The following is a 16,819-nucleotide window of genomic DNA, read 5'->3' as shown; positions in this document are numbered from 1 at the left end:
AGAACTTTTTAAAGGAGAATATTAGAATAATCCAAAAAGTTGCAAGATTCCTTTCATAAGTTGCAAAATTGCTACCTGAAATCTTATTAATTTTAGAAAAAAGGAGTGTTTTCAAATGAAGAAAAGCGCATTAATCGTTTGGGGAGGCTGGGATGGTCATCAACCAGAAGAAGTTGCAGAGATTTTCAAAAGAATTCTGGAGGAGGAAAACTTTCAAGTAGAGGTTTCAAGTTCACTAGATTCTTATGCAGATCCCGATAAGCTAAAATCACTAGATTTAATCGTTCCCCACTGGACGATGGGAGAAATTGAAAAGAAATATGTGGTAAATATTTCTGAAGCTGTTATGAATGGCGTCGGCTTAGCTGGATGTCATGGCGGAATGTGTGATTCCTTCCGTAACAATGTTGACTGGCAGTTTATGACTGGCGGAAATTGGGTAGCACATCCTGGTAATGATGGTGTGGAATATATGGTCAATATCAAGCATTCGACAAGTCCGCTGTTAGAAGGGTTAACAGACTTTAAAGTGGTAAGTGAACAATATTACCTTCATGTGGACCCGGCTGTAGAGGTTCTAGCCACTACACGCTTCCCGGTTGTTGATGGCCCGCATGCAACAAATAAAGCTGTTGATATGCCTGTCGTATGGACAAAACGATGGGGACAAGGACATGTCTTCTATAATTCATTAGGCCATCAAGCAAATATCGTAGCCATGCCAGAGGTTTCCCTCATTATGCGCCGCGGCTTCCTATGGGCTGCCGAAGGAAAGAAACGAGCTCTAGAATTGGCAGCTTCTGGTGCATCAAGCATCGGAAATGGAAGAGTTTACACTGGAATGGGAGATAGTCAATAAGAAAAGTGCAAGCGCCTTGATCAGCCTAGGGCAAATAAGACGCTCATGAATAGAAGGTGTTCTTTGCCTTCAATTCATGAGTGGCTAGACCCTAGAGGGGCTAGGCGCTGGAGCTAGACACAAAAACTAAGTTAAAATTTTATACTTTCTTACCTTTTAAGAAAAGCGCAAGGCTCCATGCCCTAACTCACTATAACAATGCTTATATAGAATAAAAACAATGGAGGGTTACACTATGAAAAAGCTAAAAGTTGGTATTATTGGCTGCGGAAATATTAGTTCCATTTACATGGAGAATGTACAAAAGTTCGATCATCTTGAGCTTATAGCCTGTGCGGATTTAGATGAGCAGCGTGCACAAGCTCAAGCAGAAAAATACGGCGTTCCAAAGGCTTGTTCTGTTGAAGAACTTCTTTCTGATCCTGACATTCAATTAGTTATTAATTTAACGATACCGAAAGCACACGCAGCTGTTTGTATCCAGGCCCTTGAAGCAGGCAAGCATGTTTATACAGAAAAACCTCTTGCTGTTACACGCGAAGAAGGTCAGCAAATTTTAGAAACAGCTAATAAGCATCAGCTTTTAGTTGGCAGTGCACCTGACACCTTTTTAGGCGCTGGGATTCAGACAGCTATTCATCTTATTGAAAAAGGAGAAATCGGGGAACCAATCGGCGCATCTGCATTTATGATTGGCCGAGGACATGAGCATTGGCATCCAGACCCAGCCTTTTATTACGATATTGGCGGCGGCCCAATGTTTGATATGGGTCCTTATTATTTAACAGCACTGGTTTCATTATTAGGACCGATTAAAAGAATCTCTGGTTCAGCCCGAATTAGTTACCCGGAACGTACAATCAGCAGCCAACCGAAAGCCGGCACGAAAATTAATGTAGCAACTCCGACACATATTTCCGGTGTCATTGATTTTGCATCTGGTGCCATTGGGACGATTACAACAAGCTTTGATGCCTTTGGCGGCACCTCCCTACCTCCAATTGAAATTTACGGAAGCGAGGGCACTCTGCTTGTTCCAGACCCGAATACGTTCGGCGGTCCTGTCAAGATAAGAAAACGTGATGAAAAAGAATTTGTCGAGGTTCCCTTATCATATGGATATTCCCAAAACAGCCGCGGTTTAGGTGTGGCTGATATGGCTATGGCAATCATTGAAGGAGGCAAATTCCGTGCAAATGGAGATTTGGCCTTCCATGTATTAGAAGCCATGCACGGTTTCCATGATGCGTCAGATAATGGTACACATTATCATATGGAAAGTACGTGTGAAAGACCTGAATCTTTAGCTGTTGAACAACAAGCTTCTAAATAAAATAAACAAAAGCGTCCAGAGCAGTTGCTTTGGGCGCTTGTTACTGCTAATTCGATTTCCCCAGATCTATATGATCTTTCACATGTTGAAGAAAACCATACGCAAGATAGGATAAACTAAACACTATGACAGTATCAACTAGTTTCCAGACGAAATGACCTGAAAAGGAATTCAAGTGCAAAAAGCTTAACGTCTTATCGATCATATCAATAAAAAAGACATGAATCGCATAGATCCCTAAAGCATTTGCTCCAATCCTTGTAAGAAACCTGCCCTTCCCCAGCTGTTTATTCGTTAAGATGTAGGAAAATAGTGAGAATGTTAAAAAGATGGTGGAAATAAAGTATTCTCCGTTTTTTGCCTCAATCACCTTTTCTAAAATAAAGCCTTCGACAACTTGAAGAATACAAAAAAGCGAAACAAATGACAGATATGCTTTCCTGCTTAAATGACTAACATCTGATTCAAGATTTAACGCAAAGAAAAAACCTAACGTCGTATAAAATATGCCAATAAATAAAGCATCACGGGTGTTTAGTGGAAATTCATAAAAGATAGCATAGGATTGCCCAAAAAGCCCTATTATGTTCAATACAAATGCAACGATGATGAGAATGTTTATCTTCTTCATCTTAAAAAAGAGATAAATAATGGTGATGCTCCATATTAAAGCGGGTAAAAACCATAATTGGTATCCGCTTGTCCCTTTTCCGTAATACAATACATTCAGCAATGTAAAATTTTTAACATAGTCCATTACATCACTCTGTAAATCATGACTGCTTAAGACGAGTATGAGAATATCATACATGGCATAGAAAACTACCCAGCAAACGTAAAGTTTTAAGATTTTAAGCACATATCTTTTAAAGTACCTGAAAGTTTTTCCATCTCGCTTCATTTTTTTCCCGAATAAATAGCCTGATGTTGAAAAGAAAAAAGGAACAGCAAATCTAGAAAGATTATCAAGAACGAACAGTCCAAAGATGCTATCCTTTGGGACAGTGTGAATAGTGACTACTGCTAATATCGCGAAAAATTTAATAAAATCTATGGCATAATTCCTGTCCATTTTGCCTCCTAGAGACTTTTAAAATATGAATATGCCCTTTTATTATTTGCCATCTTAGAGTAATCATTCCGTTTATATAAAAAGACTGAGCTTTGTACAGAAGAACTGCTCTTCCATACAAACTCAGTCATTCAATCATCCTGTATGACTATAATCTCTTTTTGCCCGAAGCATAAATTCCTGTTGAAGAAGATTAACCTCAAATAATTTCAACGGATCATAGAAGATTTCTGGGTTTGCTTTCATCTCGCTTAGCCCTTCTTTGCCCTCTTGAATCGTTGTCTCTGTTTCTTCGATGGTTTCCTTCACCTCATGAATTGGTCCAGTAAAGAATGAAGAAACATCTTGGCTTAATCCTTTTTCAAATAATTCAAACGGCAAGAAGATTTTTGTGACAATGGATTTTGTCACATCCTCATATGTTTCACTTTCAACATACTTCTTATATTGATTAACAAGCATCATTTTATTTTGATTGATCGCTCCAAATAATTTGCCAGCACTTTTTAAAATGAGCTGAGCCGGTTTATTCTTGAGCATAATATTTTCTTTTTCATAATGCATTCTACCTGTGATCCGATTAATATCACGGCGCCAATCGTCTATAATCGTAAACTCACATTGCAATAGCAGCTTTTCTTCCTGATAAATATCATTAAAAGTTTCGCTCATTTCAGCTAAGTATGCTTGACTATCAAGCAATTCTTCTTGAGAAGTTGTGATCCAATCTTCAAGTCTTTCACATATTTTTGGTAGCATATGCTGTTCAAAATAGTCCTGAATTTTAGCATTCATACTTTCATTTAGAACAAGATGAATTTGTTTAAGATCGCTGTCTTCTTTAATCAGCTCACTGCATTCCCTTAACATTTTCGGAATGGTCACCTTTGCTTCAGCTTTGCTTTCTTTCAAAAAGTCGTTATATGCTTTTAAAATGGAAGCAACTTTTTCCTGCTGAAGGTCAGTAAGTTTATTTGTAAAGCCCTTTAACCTTCCTAAGAGATCTTCATTCCACTGGATAGAGTCAATCAAGCCCTTCTCCATATCAACACGTTTTTGTAAAAGACTAGCTAAACTTTTACGGATGAGTGTTAATACTTTTGCTGTCCGTTTCTCTTGCTTTTCTTTTACATCATATTGGAAATGCGTATTGATAAATGTTGAAAGCTGGCTCAGTTGCTGGTGGAAAGGATGCAAGGACGAATATGGTAAAACGTCTGCTTCAGGATAAAGTGAGGCTATTTTTGCCTTAACTTCATCAGAAATGGCTTTAGCATCCGAATCACTTGCTATTAAATCAACTTTATTTAACAAAAAGTGGACGTTTAAGCTTGGTGCAAACTTTTTCATTTGGGATAAAACATCATATTCTCTATCAGTTAATGGAGAAGTTCCATCAAGAACATAGAGCATTCCGTCAGCTAAAAGCAGGGAATCAAAAAGTTCATTTCTCATTTCCACGCTTCCATTTACAGGCGGTGTATCAATGATTGCACATTGATTCTCATGCAAGAATATACATGGACGCTTCACAAGAAAGAGCTCAGGATCCTCCCCCTGCATAAGTTCTACTAACTCACGTTGATTGTGAACAGGTCGTTTTTCAGCAGCTGAAATATGCTCCATTGAGATTTCATCATCATCATGCAGAACCACTAGGGAAGATGTCGACCCTTTGAATGGCTGATCACCTAATAAAGAATGCACAAACGTTGTTTTTCCGCTTCCTGCTTTTCCAGCTAAAAGGAAATGATGTTTTATTTTTGGATTGATCATTTCTTTCATCCACCAATTTATTTTATGATCAACCCCAACAGAATGAGTTTCTGCCCATGCATTAATTATATTATAAAGCTGCAGCGCATTTTCTATGCCGCTTTGTCCGTTGTCAGCTTCAAAAATAATGGTCTCTGCTTTATAAACAGCATCTGGAAGTACAGTACCAGGAAAGATTTCATTCCAAGCCAACACGGTTGCGGAAGGGAATAATCCATTAGCACGAGTTGAAAGCATCAGCCAATTTGCCAATAAATTCGGGATCACATCGTGCAGCTCTCTTAAATAATAAGAACCATCTGTTAACTCAAGAAATGTCTCTTCAAATAACACTGTGGTCTGACCCCAAGAATAGTCATTCTCTTCAAGGTCGACTGAAAAAAAGAAATCATTGATTGTTTTTAGCCATGTTAGGTATGATGTTTCATTTCGATAGCTTTCCCACAATGCTCCAATAAATTGGGCAAAGGAGCTCTTACTTGCTTCAAATAACGTTAACATTGCTTCGGCAAAAAATTCAGGCTCAAACTGTTTCGTATATCCTGCTTTCACATACGAAATTAATACCTGGAACCATTCTTCCCGCTCTGTTCGAATGGATTCAGAAACCGCAAGCTTAACTGCATGGTCTGTATCATTTTTTTCTTCATAAAAGTCCCTGGCGATTCTTGTAACCTGCGGATAATCTGGGTTAATATGTAAGACCTTTTTAATAATGTCATAAGCATTTTCCACCTTATTTCTTTCTTGATAAAGCGAAAAAAGCTTAAGCGCCACTTCACTGCTTAATATTTTGTCTTCTGTTTCGATCGACGTGTATTTATCTTCAGCAGAAGAAAGCAGTCCTAGTCGATAATAAGCATCCCCAATATTCATCATGGCCCATGGCTCTAGCTCATTTTTTATATTCTCCCATTTAAAAATGGCTGCTTCATAATCCTGATCATGGTAATAAATTTCTCCCTGGGCATAACGAATATAGGACAAATCAAAGCTTTCATCACGATTTTGCTCCTCATAATAAGCTTCTCCAAGCACTTGAGAAGGCCGTCTTTGATCATGATCAGTCAAAAACGTCTCATAAAAAGTCTTATGAATTAATTGTTGTTCCGATGTCATGGTATCCTCCTGCAAAAAATGAAAGATAATCTAAAAACTTGTATTAAAGATATGGTTTGGGTCTACCTAAAGATTTTGATCCGACAAAGCATTGAATGTGGGGGTTTATGCGTGATAAGTATCACTATCCATTTATTTTAGCAGAAATACGCCTTGATAAAATGTAAATTTGATTTTAATTACGATCATTTATACTTTACTACCCTTTAAAAAAGAACAAAAAACCTAAACCTTCATATAAATTTCGAAAAAGGCTTTGGTTTTATTGGGGTAATAAGAATAAAAATAAAAATAAAGAGTAAATGGAGTATTCAGGCAGTTGGTAAAAACGTTATCTACATGCTTGGGTAGAAAGGCGGGATAGACGTTCACTTTTTATTCTTCTTAACAAAGTAAATAATCATCCAAATAATGTACCCAACAAGTAAGCCAGGAATAAGCGAAAGGATTGGCAGCCAGATAGGTCCTAATAAAACGCCATTTATTTTAAAAACGGGTGAATACATTAAGCCGACCGTAACAAAATAAGCACCAAAGACAAAGGGAAAAAATGAATATGGTGATCTATCTCCCTCAGCATCTTTAAATGCGTCCCACATCGCAAACATGTAGACACATGGATAAAACATGAGCCACTGATAATTAACAATGTTTACGGCTCTGTCAATTTCCCCTAAGAAGCTAGCCATAATGGCTGTGTTAAAATTACTGTTAACATTAATAAGGAATTCTAAAAAGATAAAGACAAAGCCTTTTAACAGTTTTCGATTAAGTATTTGGGCAAAACCCGGTAATGCTATGCTCCAAAATATTGCTTCTGTTTTTGACGTCATATTAAAGCTTCCTATTCTTCATTTTTAAAAATTTCGTTCAAAGTTCATTCAATGGTTAGTTGCTATACAAACATTCAAAATACACTGGCTAACGTCTAAAACATCTAACTTTCATGAAAATTAGTGGTGTGTTCTCACGCATTCTTTGCTTATTACTATTTACAAAGCCTTCCAATTCTATTCTAAATTAATAAAAAAGTAAAAATATGACAAAAAACATAACATTCTCATGAATTTTCCTTAAAACAAGCCTGTTTAACATTGAACTAACACCAATTTTTAAGAAATTCAATATCCTATCGTAAATTGTTTTTAAAGAAAGATGGTGATGTTAGTGATGACTGAAAATGCAAATAAGCAATACGCAAATACGCTGCCGTCAATTTGGCATGCGCTAAAAAAAATCAAGCAAATGCAGGAAAGAGCTGAGTATTTACGATCAACTCATAAATTAATTGAGGCTCCAGCCTATAAAACCATTCCTTTTATCCTGCAAACACAAAAAGGAGATCCCTTTTTCACATGGGGAAAAGCTGAAACAACTAATTATTTTGCAACAGTCTTCTTTAAAATTGTTAAACTGGAACATGATACAGGCTGTGCGACACTAGGGTTACTACGTCCAAATTTGTCTATCTGGGATGAAGAATTAGAACATGTAAAAATCGGTAAAATATATGAGATCGCTTTTGTAACGGAAACAGATGAGGTCGTGACAATTGACCCCGCTAGCTATAGTGCAATCAAGTACTTTGATCCTGGGATGGTAGTGGAGGAAAATAAAGAGGAACATGACGAGAAAAGCGGATGACATGATAAATGGTCACCCGCTTTCATTCTAACTGGTTAATAAGTAAGTGATGCAGCAATAATCAAGCCAATAGAAACAGATAAAAATAATAAAAATAAGCCTACTGCCTGATTATCCTCGTCAATGGCTTTTGTAATATTAAATTTTGGAGTCAGCAGCTCGGCTGCATAAAAGATAATGATCTGAATAACAATAGCGACACTTCCCCAAACCACCATATCTAAAATGTTGACAGAGTTCGAAATAGATGAATACAAGACAATCGCTAAACCTAAAATCCGTCCGCCAAAAGCATAAACTGCTGCCTTATTTCCGTTTTTGATTAATTCAAATTCCTTATTCTTTGTTGTGACTTCAAATAGGGCAATTCCAATGATTAAAAGCACAACAGCTACTCCAATATAGGATATTGTCGATAAAAACAAATCTAAAAATGACATATTCTCATGTCCCTTCTTTAACGTTTTAGTCCAATTGGCAAGAAATAGGCATTATTATCGGTAATTTGCTTCCCTGCCCTTAACCCGATGCCAGATGGTTTTCCATTGATTAAAAAGCTTCCAATTAGCACTTTTCCTTCGTTCATTCCATCACATGTTTTTATTTCTTGGGCAGGCAGATCTATATACTTTTGAAAAACAGGCAATGATTTATCATAAGTTTTATGAGCATCCTCTAAGATTTTTTCTTTCCCTTTGTAAATGGATACGGTGTCTCCTTCTCGACCAAAACTTGGTTTTTTGACATACTTCACACCACTCTTTAAGAAAATGTCCTCTTCCAGATAAGTAGGTAAAAAATAAGTTGAAATCCATTGCTTTTCTTCTGCTGTAAAATAAGCATGATCACGTTCCATCATGCCCCAAATAACTGCTTGAACAGCCTTTGATTGCAGTAAAAATGCTGATATGGGGTTCACCATGTGCAGCTTGTTTAACACAATAAGCTCAAGTAGCTGTACCCCGATTTCTTCATTTGTTTGTTCATCCATATCCTCAACCAAATGCTCTAACGGATAGGTTTGTCGATATAGGAGGTCAATTTTATTCCCTTCATCATCATACAACCCTTCTTGCTTTTTGATTGTCAGCTTATGTAAAGGAACATATTTTGCCGGGACATTGGCTGTTTCCATTAAAAACAAGGTCGTGTATTTGTCTTCCTCATGAGCTTCATGTGATGTAAACACAATGTTTGGTTCATGGTCAATCTCTGAACGGTGCAGCATTTCTGCTAACGCTTTACGCATTTCTTTTCCTAACATTTCTGCTAAACCTTTATTGGGGTCTTCTACACCAAACTCTTTACATAGGACAGCATTTACATAAAAAGCCTCCTTTTCAAAGGTAGGTGTATCACTATTAAGCTCAAGCATCTTAAGCCCATCAGCTGTCTGAACTAAATCAACTCTGGAAATGACTGAATCAACGGGTAATGCACGATGCCTTATAAAGGGTAGGATGCTGTGCGGCAGATCCAACTGTAATAATGTTTCGTCTGATGAACTTCTCAGCAAGTTGCCTGTTTTAAAAAAAATGTGGCCGATGCGTCGCGTCGCTATGTGAATGTCAGCAATTTCCTGTTCTGTCATTAGAGCGATATCATATAACGCATATTCACTGTCATATAAATCGTGCCAAAAATGATTGACTTTGCTATAAGCATCACGCCGTTTGCTCAAATGCTCTTCTAAATGAAAAGAGTGTGACATTACCCGCCAAAACCTCCGCTAGAACCTTTACCAAATCCAGATCCGCCTCCTTTAAAGGAAGTGCTCGATTTATAGCTTTTATAAGTAGAGCTTGCGGTTAAGCTGCTTTTGGAATTATAGAATTTTCCGCCGTAATAATAATGACCATAATGAGATGAAGTATCATCATCACACTCCCAAACCCCTTCATCTGCTTCCCATTCCCAATCATCACAATCTGTTCCCTCTGGAACAGGCGGCAATGATTCATTATTACTGCAACCAGAAATCGTCATCATCGTTGCTGAAATGATTCCAGTTAATAATTTATTTGTCTTCTTCAATTGTCTTCCCCCCACTGTAAAAATAACAATCTAGTGATCTAATTAAGTAAACTCCTTAAAAACTGTTTAACTAATTTTAAATAATTCACAAAGTCCATACATCATTTTCCACCCTCATATAGTATAGTAGAAATAGCCTAGACTTTGGAGGTAAATATGAAAAAAAACTATAAATTGGAATATCGTTTAAATGATGAGCAAAAAAATTACCCTGCATTGTATCATTATGAATTTTCTGAACCAACTGAAATTTTTTGTCGAAGACTATGTGATTATTTTATTAAAGATCAAAAGGTGTATCATAAGACATCAGCAAGTCTTGAAAAGGAATATTACGTTATTTATGTAGAATTAGATGAGGAAGAAGCAATTATTGAACATGCCGAAAGCTATACCCATGTTACGCTGGAAGTGCGTGACTATAAGGAGTATAGTGTGTCGCCGCTCATCTATACATATGATTTATATTCACATGAAGAGGCTTTATCCCTGATAGGAAATGATTTTTTATGGATAGACGAACAAGAATACAGAAAAATTTCTGCTGAAATTGATGAGGACCGGTCGACATATGTTCTTTACACGACAAAGGCATAGTCTCTTAAATTCATGGATCATTATAAAAAAGCTTGAATCTGCTGTTGGAGATTTTACGACTCTCTTATTCTTTATTTTACCAATTGTATTTTTTGTTGATTGGAACGGCTACAGCCCCTCAATTCTTTAGCTGGTGGTCCGCGAGCTGCCTAAAGGGTTTCTGAGCCCGCGGTGTCTCCTTTATTTCGTTGTTGCAGCAGTTATCCATAAATCAAACTAGATACATAGAGTACAACCGGCAATGTAACCAAGCTTAAAACCGTACTGAATAAAGTGGCTGTTGAAACGAATTGCGGTTCCGTATCGTATTGTAAGGCATACAGCGTTGTATTTGCAGCTGTCGGCATTGCTGAAAGGACAATCATAATTTGCTTTAATAAATCATCAATCGGCAGGATTAGGGTAATTCCAAACGCGATGACTGGTGATAAAAAGAGTCTTAACCCTAAGGAAAGCGAGAGCGGGGCAAACTCTAATTTTTTTACAGATATTTTCGCAAGCTGCATTCCTAAAATAATCATAATGGTTGGAACGGCCGCATTTCCAACCATCTCAATCGCTTCCATAAAAGAGCTCCCGATCGGAATCTCAAGGAGATGAAAAAGGATGCCGAACAAGGCTCCATATACGATCGGCACCTTTACAACCTCTTTCACAGCCATTTTTATTCCGCCTCCATCAGGCGATCCCTTTGCAGCATAATAAATACCAACTGTGCACATAAGCAGCTGCTGAATAACCATCAAAATAACGGCATAATGCAGTCCGGCTTCTCCAAAAGCAAAGAAAATCAGAGGTGTTCCATAATTACCATTATTCATAAATGCAGAAGCTAGGATCATTCCACATGTTTTCTTTAAGGAATATCCTCTAATATAGGAAATGACATAAATAACAATGATAATCGAAAAGGCTAATCCCACCGTATAAAGCGTCATCATTGCATAATCAATCGTTAAATCCGTCGTATAAAATGTCTGAAAAGCCAGAAAAGGAAGCATTAAATAAATCGCCATCACCGATAAGGGCTTCGTATCAAACCCAATCTTCTTCTGCCCAACGAATCCTATACCAAAAATAAAAAATATCGGAATTAATATCGTGAAAAATTCCATATCATCACCATGCCTACTCTTAATCTAAAATATTTTTTTACAAGGTAAAGCTACTCCATTCTAAATAGCTTTTATCTCTACCCCGTGTTCATAAAGGGTTTTCCTTACTTTTTTGGCAAATTCAACAGCGTTTTCGCCATCACCATGGATACAGATGGTGTCAGCAGAGATCGGCACTTCCACACCAGACACCGTGCCCACCTTTTGCTCTATTACCATTTTGAGCACTTGAGAAATCGCTTGGTTTTTATCTTTAATTAAGGCATTTTCCTTTGAACGCGGTGTTAACGTTCCATCTTCCATATACGTTCTGTCCGCAAATACTTCATTTGCTGTTTTTAATCCGATTTTTTTCCCAGCTTTGATCATTTCACTTCCTGACAGCCCATATAAAATCAGCTCAGGATTGATATCATATACCGCCTCGGCAATCGCTTCAGCCAGTTCTTGATTGACAGCTGCCATATTATATAAGGCACCATGCGGCTTCACATGGCTTAATTTTGCCCCTTCCGCTAAGACAAAACCATAAATGGCACCGATTTGGTATACGACAAGATCATATACCTCAGCAGCTGACACTGCCATCGTTCTCCTTCCAAATCCGTTTAAATCATTTAATCCGGGATGGGCACCAATACTTACGGAGTAATCCATTGCTAGGCGAATCGTTTTCCTCATCGTACTTGGATCCCCTGCATGAAAGCCACATGCGATATTGGCTGATGTAATCAAAGAAATAATCTCCTCATCAGATCCAATCGTATATCTGCCAAAACTCTCACCCATATCACAGTTCAAATCAATCCGAGCCATCATTCATCCTCCTAAACGCTTGTATTAATCCAATTTTGCATTTTGAAAACAGTTTTTCCCTTTGAAGCAACAGCTTTTGTGCATCAAGAATACTAATTTCCTGAAACGTCAGTTGATTCCCCGGCAGAACCTGTGCTAATACAGGAAAATCAACACTGGCAACATACCCTATTTTCGGATACCCTCCAATGGTTTGACGATCTGCCATTAAAATAATTGGTTGTCCATCTTTCGGAACTTGAATGGTCCCCATTGTCACTGCTTCTGATAACAGTTCAAGATTTTTGCTTAATTCAAGTGGTGAACCTGATAGTCGGTAGCCCATGCGATCAGAATTCGATGTAACCTGATAGGCATCATTCAAAATTCGTTTCTTGGTTGCTTCCGTAAAGTGTTCAAAATGCGGCCCTTTTATAAATCGGATGACCGGATCTTTCTGATAATTAGGTTTCATTTGATAGCTGACTGTCCAAGTTGTCGTACAAAACGAAGCTGAATTCATTCTCTTGCAAAGGAATTGCTCTAGCACCCTTGTATGACTGCTTTTTATTCCGTTCAGCTTAAGCACATCCCCCTTGTCAAGCGGACGACCGTGAAAGCCGCCAATCCCACCTCTAACGTAAGTACTGCGACTTCCCATGACAATTGGAAGATCAAATCCCCCTGCTGCAGCCAAATAGGTACGACAGCCTAGCTGCGGACGGCCAAAGCGCAAAATGCTTCCCTCTTTTACATAGACCGGTTTCCACATTGGCGCCGGTTTGCCATCAATGGTTGCAGATAAATCAGCTCCACAAATGGAAATAAGCGCATTTTGCTGAAAAAGCAAAGTAGGTCCGATTAAGGTCAATTCAAGTACCGCGTCATATTCCATATTGCCAATAAGAACATTCGCGATTTTTGCAGCAGTCTCATCCATCACACCTGACACAACAACACCATATTGCTGATAGCCGACTCTGCCCAAATCCTGAACAGTTGTTGATAGACCAGCTTCCAGTAGTTTCATTGTCATCTGCCATCAGCCCCCCAGCTTTTAAATTCTTGTAGTGTGATTGGTTGAATTCGGACAAGATCTCCAGCTTGCAGAAGACTTGGCTGTTTCGCATCTTGCTGAAAAAGCTGCAGCGGCGTGCGGCCAATTATCTGCCAGCCGCCAGGACTTTCTATTGGATAAACACCTGTCTGCTCACCGCCTATGCCAACACTTCCAGCGGGGATTTTTAGCCTTGGTGTTGCCTTTCTGGGCGTAGCAATTTCTTTCGACATCCCTCCTAAATAAGGAAAGCCTGGAGCAAAACCAATCATATAGACTAAATACACTTGACTTGAGTGGATGCTGATGATCTCTTGCTGGGTTACTTGATGGTAATCAGCTACCTCTTGAAGATCTGGACCATAGTCTCCTCCGTAACAAACTGGAATGGTCACTGTTTTTGCTGGATGGTCAATTGTTTCAGGGAGTTCAGATAGCATTGATTTTAAGATGTTACTAACAATATCAAACGGAGAATTATTCGTCGCAGAAGCTTCAATCATGATGGGTTCATATGTAATCGTGACAGATGTAAAGCTTGGTATGACTTCAAGCAATCCAGAAAACGGGTGGGATTCAATGTATTTAGTGAAACTGATGACTTTACGGTGTATGTCTATATGTATGTAATCACCAAAATTTACGGTGACCGCCTTGTCACCTTGTGGATAAATAGTGTAAGTGATCAAAGTCTCCCCTCCCAATAAATTTGCTCGATTTCATTCATCTAATGACTATTTTACCATCAATCGTTAAGTGTAAAAATAAAAGGAGCTTGCCCCTTAATTGAGGTACAGCCCCTTTCCGTTTTATTGACGAATCTGTCCGGTTCCATATACATAAAATTTACTCGAGGTTAAGGCATTTAATCCCATTGGACCGCGTGCATGAAGCTTTTGAGTGCTGATGCCGATTTCTGCGCCATAACCAAATTCAGAGCCATCTGTAAAACGTGTTGAGGCATTATGATAAACCGCTGCAGCATCAACTTTATTTAAGAATTTGGCAGCATGTTCCTGATCGGCAGTAATAATCGCCTCAGAATGATATGTTCCATATTTATTAATGTGATTTATTGCTTCATCAACACTTTGAATAACCTTTACACTGATCGAAAGTGCTAAATATTCTGTATACCAATCCTCTTCTGTTGCTGGCTTCGCAGCAGCAAACACACTTCTTACGGCTTCATCTCCGTAAATTTCAACACCTTGGTCATGAAGTGAATCGAGGAGATCCTTGCCATATTGTGCAAACCATTTTTCATTGATTAAAATCGTTTCGATTGCATTACATACAGATGGACGCTGTGTTTTACCATTTATCACGATTGATTCAGCCATTTTATAATCTGCAGATTCATCAATGAAAACATGGCAGTTTCCAGCGCCTGTTTCAAGAACAGGGACTGTTGACTCTCTAACGACTGTATCGATCAGGTTTTTTCCGCCGCGAGGAATTAATACATCTAAATATTCTTTTAAGTGGAAAAGCTCTTTTGCTGTTTCTCTGCTTGTATCCTCAATTAACTGGACAGCATTCACTGGCACATTGCTTTTTTCTAGTGCCGTGTGAATTGTTTTGACAAGAGCTTTATTTGAAAAGCTTGCAGATGAGCTTCCTCTTAAAATAACCGCATTTCCAGTCTTTAATGTTAACGTTGCGGCATCGACTGTAACATTAGGTCTTGCTTCATAAATCATCCCGATCACACCAAGTGGCACACGATTCTTTTTGATCAGAAGTCCATTGTCTTTTTGAATCGTTTCTAATGTCTCACCAACTGGATCCTTCAATTCGATTAATAGGCGAATCGCTTCTGCCATATCCGTGATCCTTTTTTCATTAAGCATGATGCGATCCAGGATGCTATCTGATAATCCATTCTCTTTTCCAGCTTCAAGATCCTTTTGATTTTCTTTTAAAATATACGCCTGATCTACTAATAACTGATCCGCTATTTTGGCTAATGCCTCATTTTTCTCCTCTGTAGACATATCTACCATTACAAAACTAGCTTCCTTTGCTGCTTTTCCCTTTTGTAAAACCTCACTCATGTTTTTTCCCTCCCTATGCTTTTACCCATTTATTTCGATGAATCACAACAATTGAAGAAAGAACCTTGTCCTCTCTCAATTCTTCACTTCGTTTCCCCATGATGTTTTTTAGCTCATCAGAAGAAAATAGAACCTCGCCCTTGCCCAGCAAGCCATTTGGTCCAACCACCTCAACAACATCACATTTTTCAAACGACCCTTTTATATCGTAGACCCCTGCAGGCAGAAGACTTTTCCCGTTATAGACAAGGGCATCCTCAGCGCCTTGGTCCACATAGATTGTACCGGATATTTCAGAATGAAATGCGATCCACTGCCTGCTATTATTAATTGAGGCTAAGCCTTCCTTTCCGATATAGGTCCCATTTCCATCACCCTGAATAATCTCAATCAGCTTTTGACTTCCTTTTCCTAAGCCAATAAACACTTGAACACCAAGTGATATTGCTGTTTTAGCCGCCATTAATTTTGACTTCATTCCACCTGTACCTACCTTCGACCCTGCTCCTTCTGCTGCTTTCAGCATGTCATCTGTTACTTCAGGAATGTAGTCGATTTTTTGTGCAAGCGGGTTCGTTCGTGGATTTGAATCATAAAGCCCATTAATATCAGTTAAAATAATTAGCTGATCAGCATGAACAAGACCGCTAACAAGTGCCGAAAGCATATCATTATCACCGAAGGTAAGCTCCTCTACTGAAACAGTATCATTTTCATTAATAATCGGCAAAATCCCCCGCTCTAAAAGCTCTGAAATCGTTGCATAAGCATTTTTATAACGATCCTGCTTCGAAAAGTCATTTCGTGTAAGCAAAATTTGCGCAGGGATAATATCAAATTGACTAAATTGCTCAATATATGATTGCACAAGAAGACTTTGTCCAACTGCAGCTGCTGCCTGCTTACCTTTTAATGTAATCGGCCTTGTTGGATAGCCGAGTCTCGCAAAGCCAGCTGCCACTGCACCTGATGATACTAGCAGCACTTCGTGACCCGCTTTGCGAAGAGCGGCTACTGCCTGAACATGATCCGAAAATTTCTCCTGATCAATTTGCCCTTTGGCATTCGTTAACGAACTACTACCGATCTTGACAACAATCCGTTTCTTTTCCATGATTAAGCTCCTCCACTTGCTTTGTAATTCTGCTTGGTTTGGTGAATTTGGGTATGGGGCGGAATATCGGTTTATGGGTGAAGTGCGCGGTTTATCGGCGAGTTTTCTGGGATATCGGCGAAATTGCGTACTTTATCGGCGAGTTTTCCGATTTATCGGCGGTTTTGCTCACTTTATCGGCGAGTTTTCCGATTTATCGGCGGTTTTGCTCACTTTATCGGCGAGTTTTCCGATTTATCGGCGGTTT

General features: G+C 38.6%; 16 protein-coding genes. 4 read left to right on the top strand and 12 right to left on the bottom strand.

Annotated elements, in window-relative coordinates; genetic code table 11:
• The first annotated feature begins 115 nt into the window (after positions 1–115).
• Both Q1B07_RS19085 and Q1B07_RS19080 read left to right on the top strand, forming a co-directional pair.
• Positions 116–859: a ThuA domain-containing protein gene (locus tag Q1B07_RS19085; protein ID WP_299092988.1), complete on the top strand. Its 744-nt coding sequence runs from the start codon at positions 116–118 to the stop codon at positions 857–859.
• Positions 860–1,094: 235 nt separating this feature from the next.
• The gene (locus Q1B07_RS19080) at positions 1,095–2,192 is read left to right on the top strand and encodes a Gfo/Idh/MocA family oxidoreductase (protein ID WP_299092990.1); all 1,098 of its coding nucleotides are present in this window, start codon (positions 1,095–1,097) and stop codon (positions 2,190–2,192) included.
• 46 nt (positions 2,193–2,238) lie between these two features.
• Here the strand turns inward: Q1B07_RS19080 and Q1B07_RS19075 are convergent, their stop codons facing one another.
• From Q1B07_RS19075 to Q1B07_RS19065, 3 genes are all read right to left on the bottom strand, one after another.
• Positions 2,239–3,264 (bottom strand): acyltransferase, encoded by a 1,026-nt coding sequence (locus Q1B07_RS19075; RefSeq protein ID WP_299092992.1) that lies wholly within the window; start codon positions 3,262–3,264, stop codon positions 2,239–2,241.
• A gap of 135 nt (positions 3,265–3,399) precedes the next feature.
• Positions 3,400–6,159 (bottom strand): GTPase domain-containing protein, encoded by a 2,760-nt coding sequence (locus tag Q1B07_RS19070; RefSeq protein WP_299092994.1) that lies wholly within the window; start codon positions 6,157–6,159, stop codon positions 3,400–3,402.
• A gap of 368 nt (positions 6,160–6,527) precedes the next feature.
• The gene (locus Q1B07_RS19065; protein ID WP_299092996.1) at positions 6,528–6,992 is read right to left on the bottom strand and encodes a hypothetical protein; all 465 of its coding nucleotides are present in this window, start codon (positions 6,990–6,992) and stop codon (positions 6,528–6,530) included.
• Between the two features lie 337 nt (positions 6,993–7,329).
• Between Q1B07_RS19065 and Q1B07_RS19060 the strand changes: the two genes are divergently transcribed.
• Entirely contained in the window at positions 7,330–7,803 is a 474-nt protein-coding gene (locus Q1B07_RS19060) for a CotY/CotZ family spore coat protein (RefSeq protein WP_299092998.1), read from the top strand.
• Between the two features lie 35 nt (positions 7,804–7,838).
• Here the strand turns inward: Q1B07_RS19060 and Q1B07_RS19055 are convergent, their stop codons facing one another.
• Genes Q1B07_RS19055 through Q1B07_RS19045 form a run of 3 tightly spaced genes read right to left on the bottom strand, consistent with a single transcriptional unit; the run spans position 7,839 to position 9,837 of the window.
• The gene (locus Q1B07_RS19055; RefSeq protein WP_299093000.1) at positions 7,839–8,243 is read right to left on the bottom strand and encodes a DUF350 domain-containing protein; all 405 of its coding nucleotides are present in this window, start codon (positions 8,241–8,243) and stop codon (positions 7,839–7,841) included.
• A gap of 17 nt (positions 8,244–8,260) precedes the next feature.
• A complete protein-coding gene (locus Q1B07_RS19050) occupies positions 8,261–9,514 on the bottom strand; it encodes a glutathionylspermidine synthase family protein (protein WP_299093001.1) in 1,254 nt (417 codons plus the stop codon).
• A complete protein-coding gene (locus tag Q1B07_RS19045; protein ID WP_299093003.1) occupies positions 9,514–9,837 on the bottom strand; it encodes a hypothetical protein in 324 nt (107 codons plus the stop codon). Before Q1B07_RS19045 ends, Q1B07_RS19050 begins: the two co-directional genes overlap by 1 nt.
• A gap of 156 nt (positions 9,838–9,993) precedes the next feature.
• Here Q1B07_RS19045 and Q1B07_RS19040 point away from each other — a divergent pair, with 156 nt between their 5' ends.
• Complete coding sequence (locus Q1B07_RS19040) at positions 9,994–10,434, top strand: hypothetical protein (protein WP_299093004.1); 441 nt, start codon at positions 9,994–9,996, stop codon at positions 10,432–10,434.
• Between the two features lie 200 nt (positions 10,435–10,634).
• Here the strand turns inward: Q1B07_RS19040 and Q1B07_RS19035 are convergent, their stop codons facing one another.
• The 6 genes from Q1B07_RS19035 to proB form a co-directional block, all read right to left on the bottom strand.
• Positions 10,635–11,549, bottom strand: coding sequence for an AEC family transporter (locus Q1B07_RS19035; protein WP_299093005.1), 915 nt, complete (start codon positions 11,547–11,549; stop codon positions 10,635–10,637).
• Between the two features lie 60 nt (positions 11,550–11,609).
• Positions 11,610–12,365 carry a 5-oxoprolinase subunit PxpA gene (locus tag Q1B07_RS19030; protein ID WP_299093006.1) on the bottom strand — a complete coding sequence of 252 codons (756 nt, stop codon included), beginning with the start codon at positions 12,363–12,365 and terminating at the stop codon, positions 11,610–11,612.
• The gene (locus Q1B07_RS19025) at positions 12,352–13,380 is read right to left on the bottom strand and encodes a biotin-dependent carboxyltransferase family protein (protein ID WP_299093007.1); all 1,029 of its coding nucleotides are present in this window, start codon (positions 13,378–13,380) and stop codon (positions 12,352–12,354) included. The genes Q1B07_RS19030 and Q1B07_RS19025 overlap by 14 nt, the downstream gene beginning before the upstream one ends.
• Positions 13,377–14,090, bottom strand: coding sequence for a 5-oxoprolinase subunit PxpB (gene pxpB, locus Q1B07_RS19020; RefSeq protein WP_299093008.1), 714 nt, complete (start codon positions 14,088–14,090; stop codon positions 13,377–13,379). Before pxpB ends, Q1B07_RS19025 begins: the two co-directional genes overlap by 4 nt.
• A gap of 120 nt (positions 14,091–14,210) precedes the next feature.
• Positions 14,211–15,458, bottom strand: a complete 1,248-nt coding sequence (locus Q1B07_RS19015; RefSeq protein WP_299093009.1) for a glutamate-5-semialdehyde dehydrogenase — start codon at positions 15,456–15,458, stop codon at positions 14,211–14,213.
• Positions 15,459–15,471: 13 nt separating this feature from the next.
• Positions 15,472–16,572 (bottom strand): glutamate 5-kinase, encoded by a 1,101-nt coding sequence (gene proB / locus Q1B07_RS19010; protein WP_299093010.1) that lies wholly within the window; start codon positions 16,570–16,572, stop codon positions 15,472–15,474.
• Positions 16,573–16,819: the final 247 nt, after the last annotated feature.

This window comes from uncultured Metabacillus sp. (assembly GCF_947503125.1).
Taxonomy (GTDB): domain Bacteria; phylum Bacillota; class Bacilli; order Bacillales; family Bacillaceae; genus Metabacillus.
This window is presented reverse-complemented; position numbering and strand designations above follow the sequence as displayed.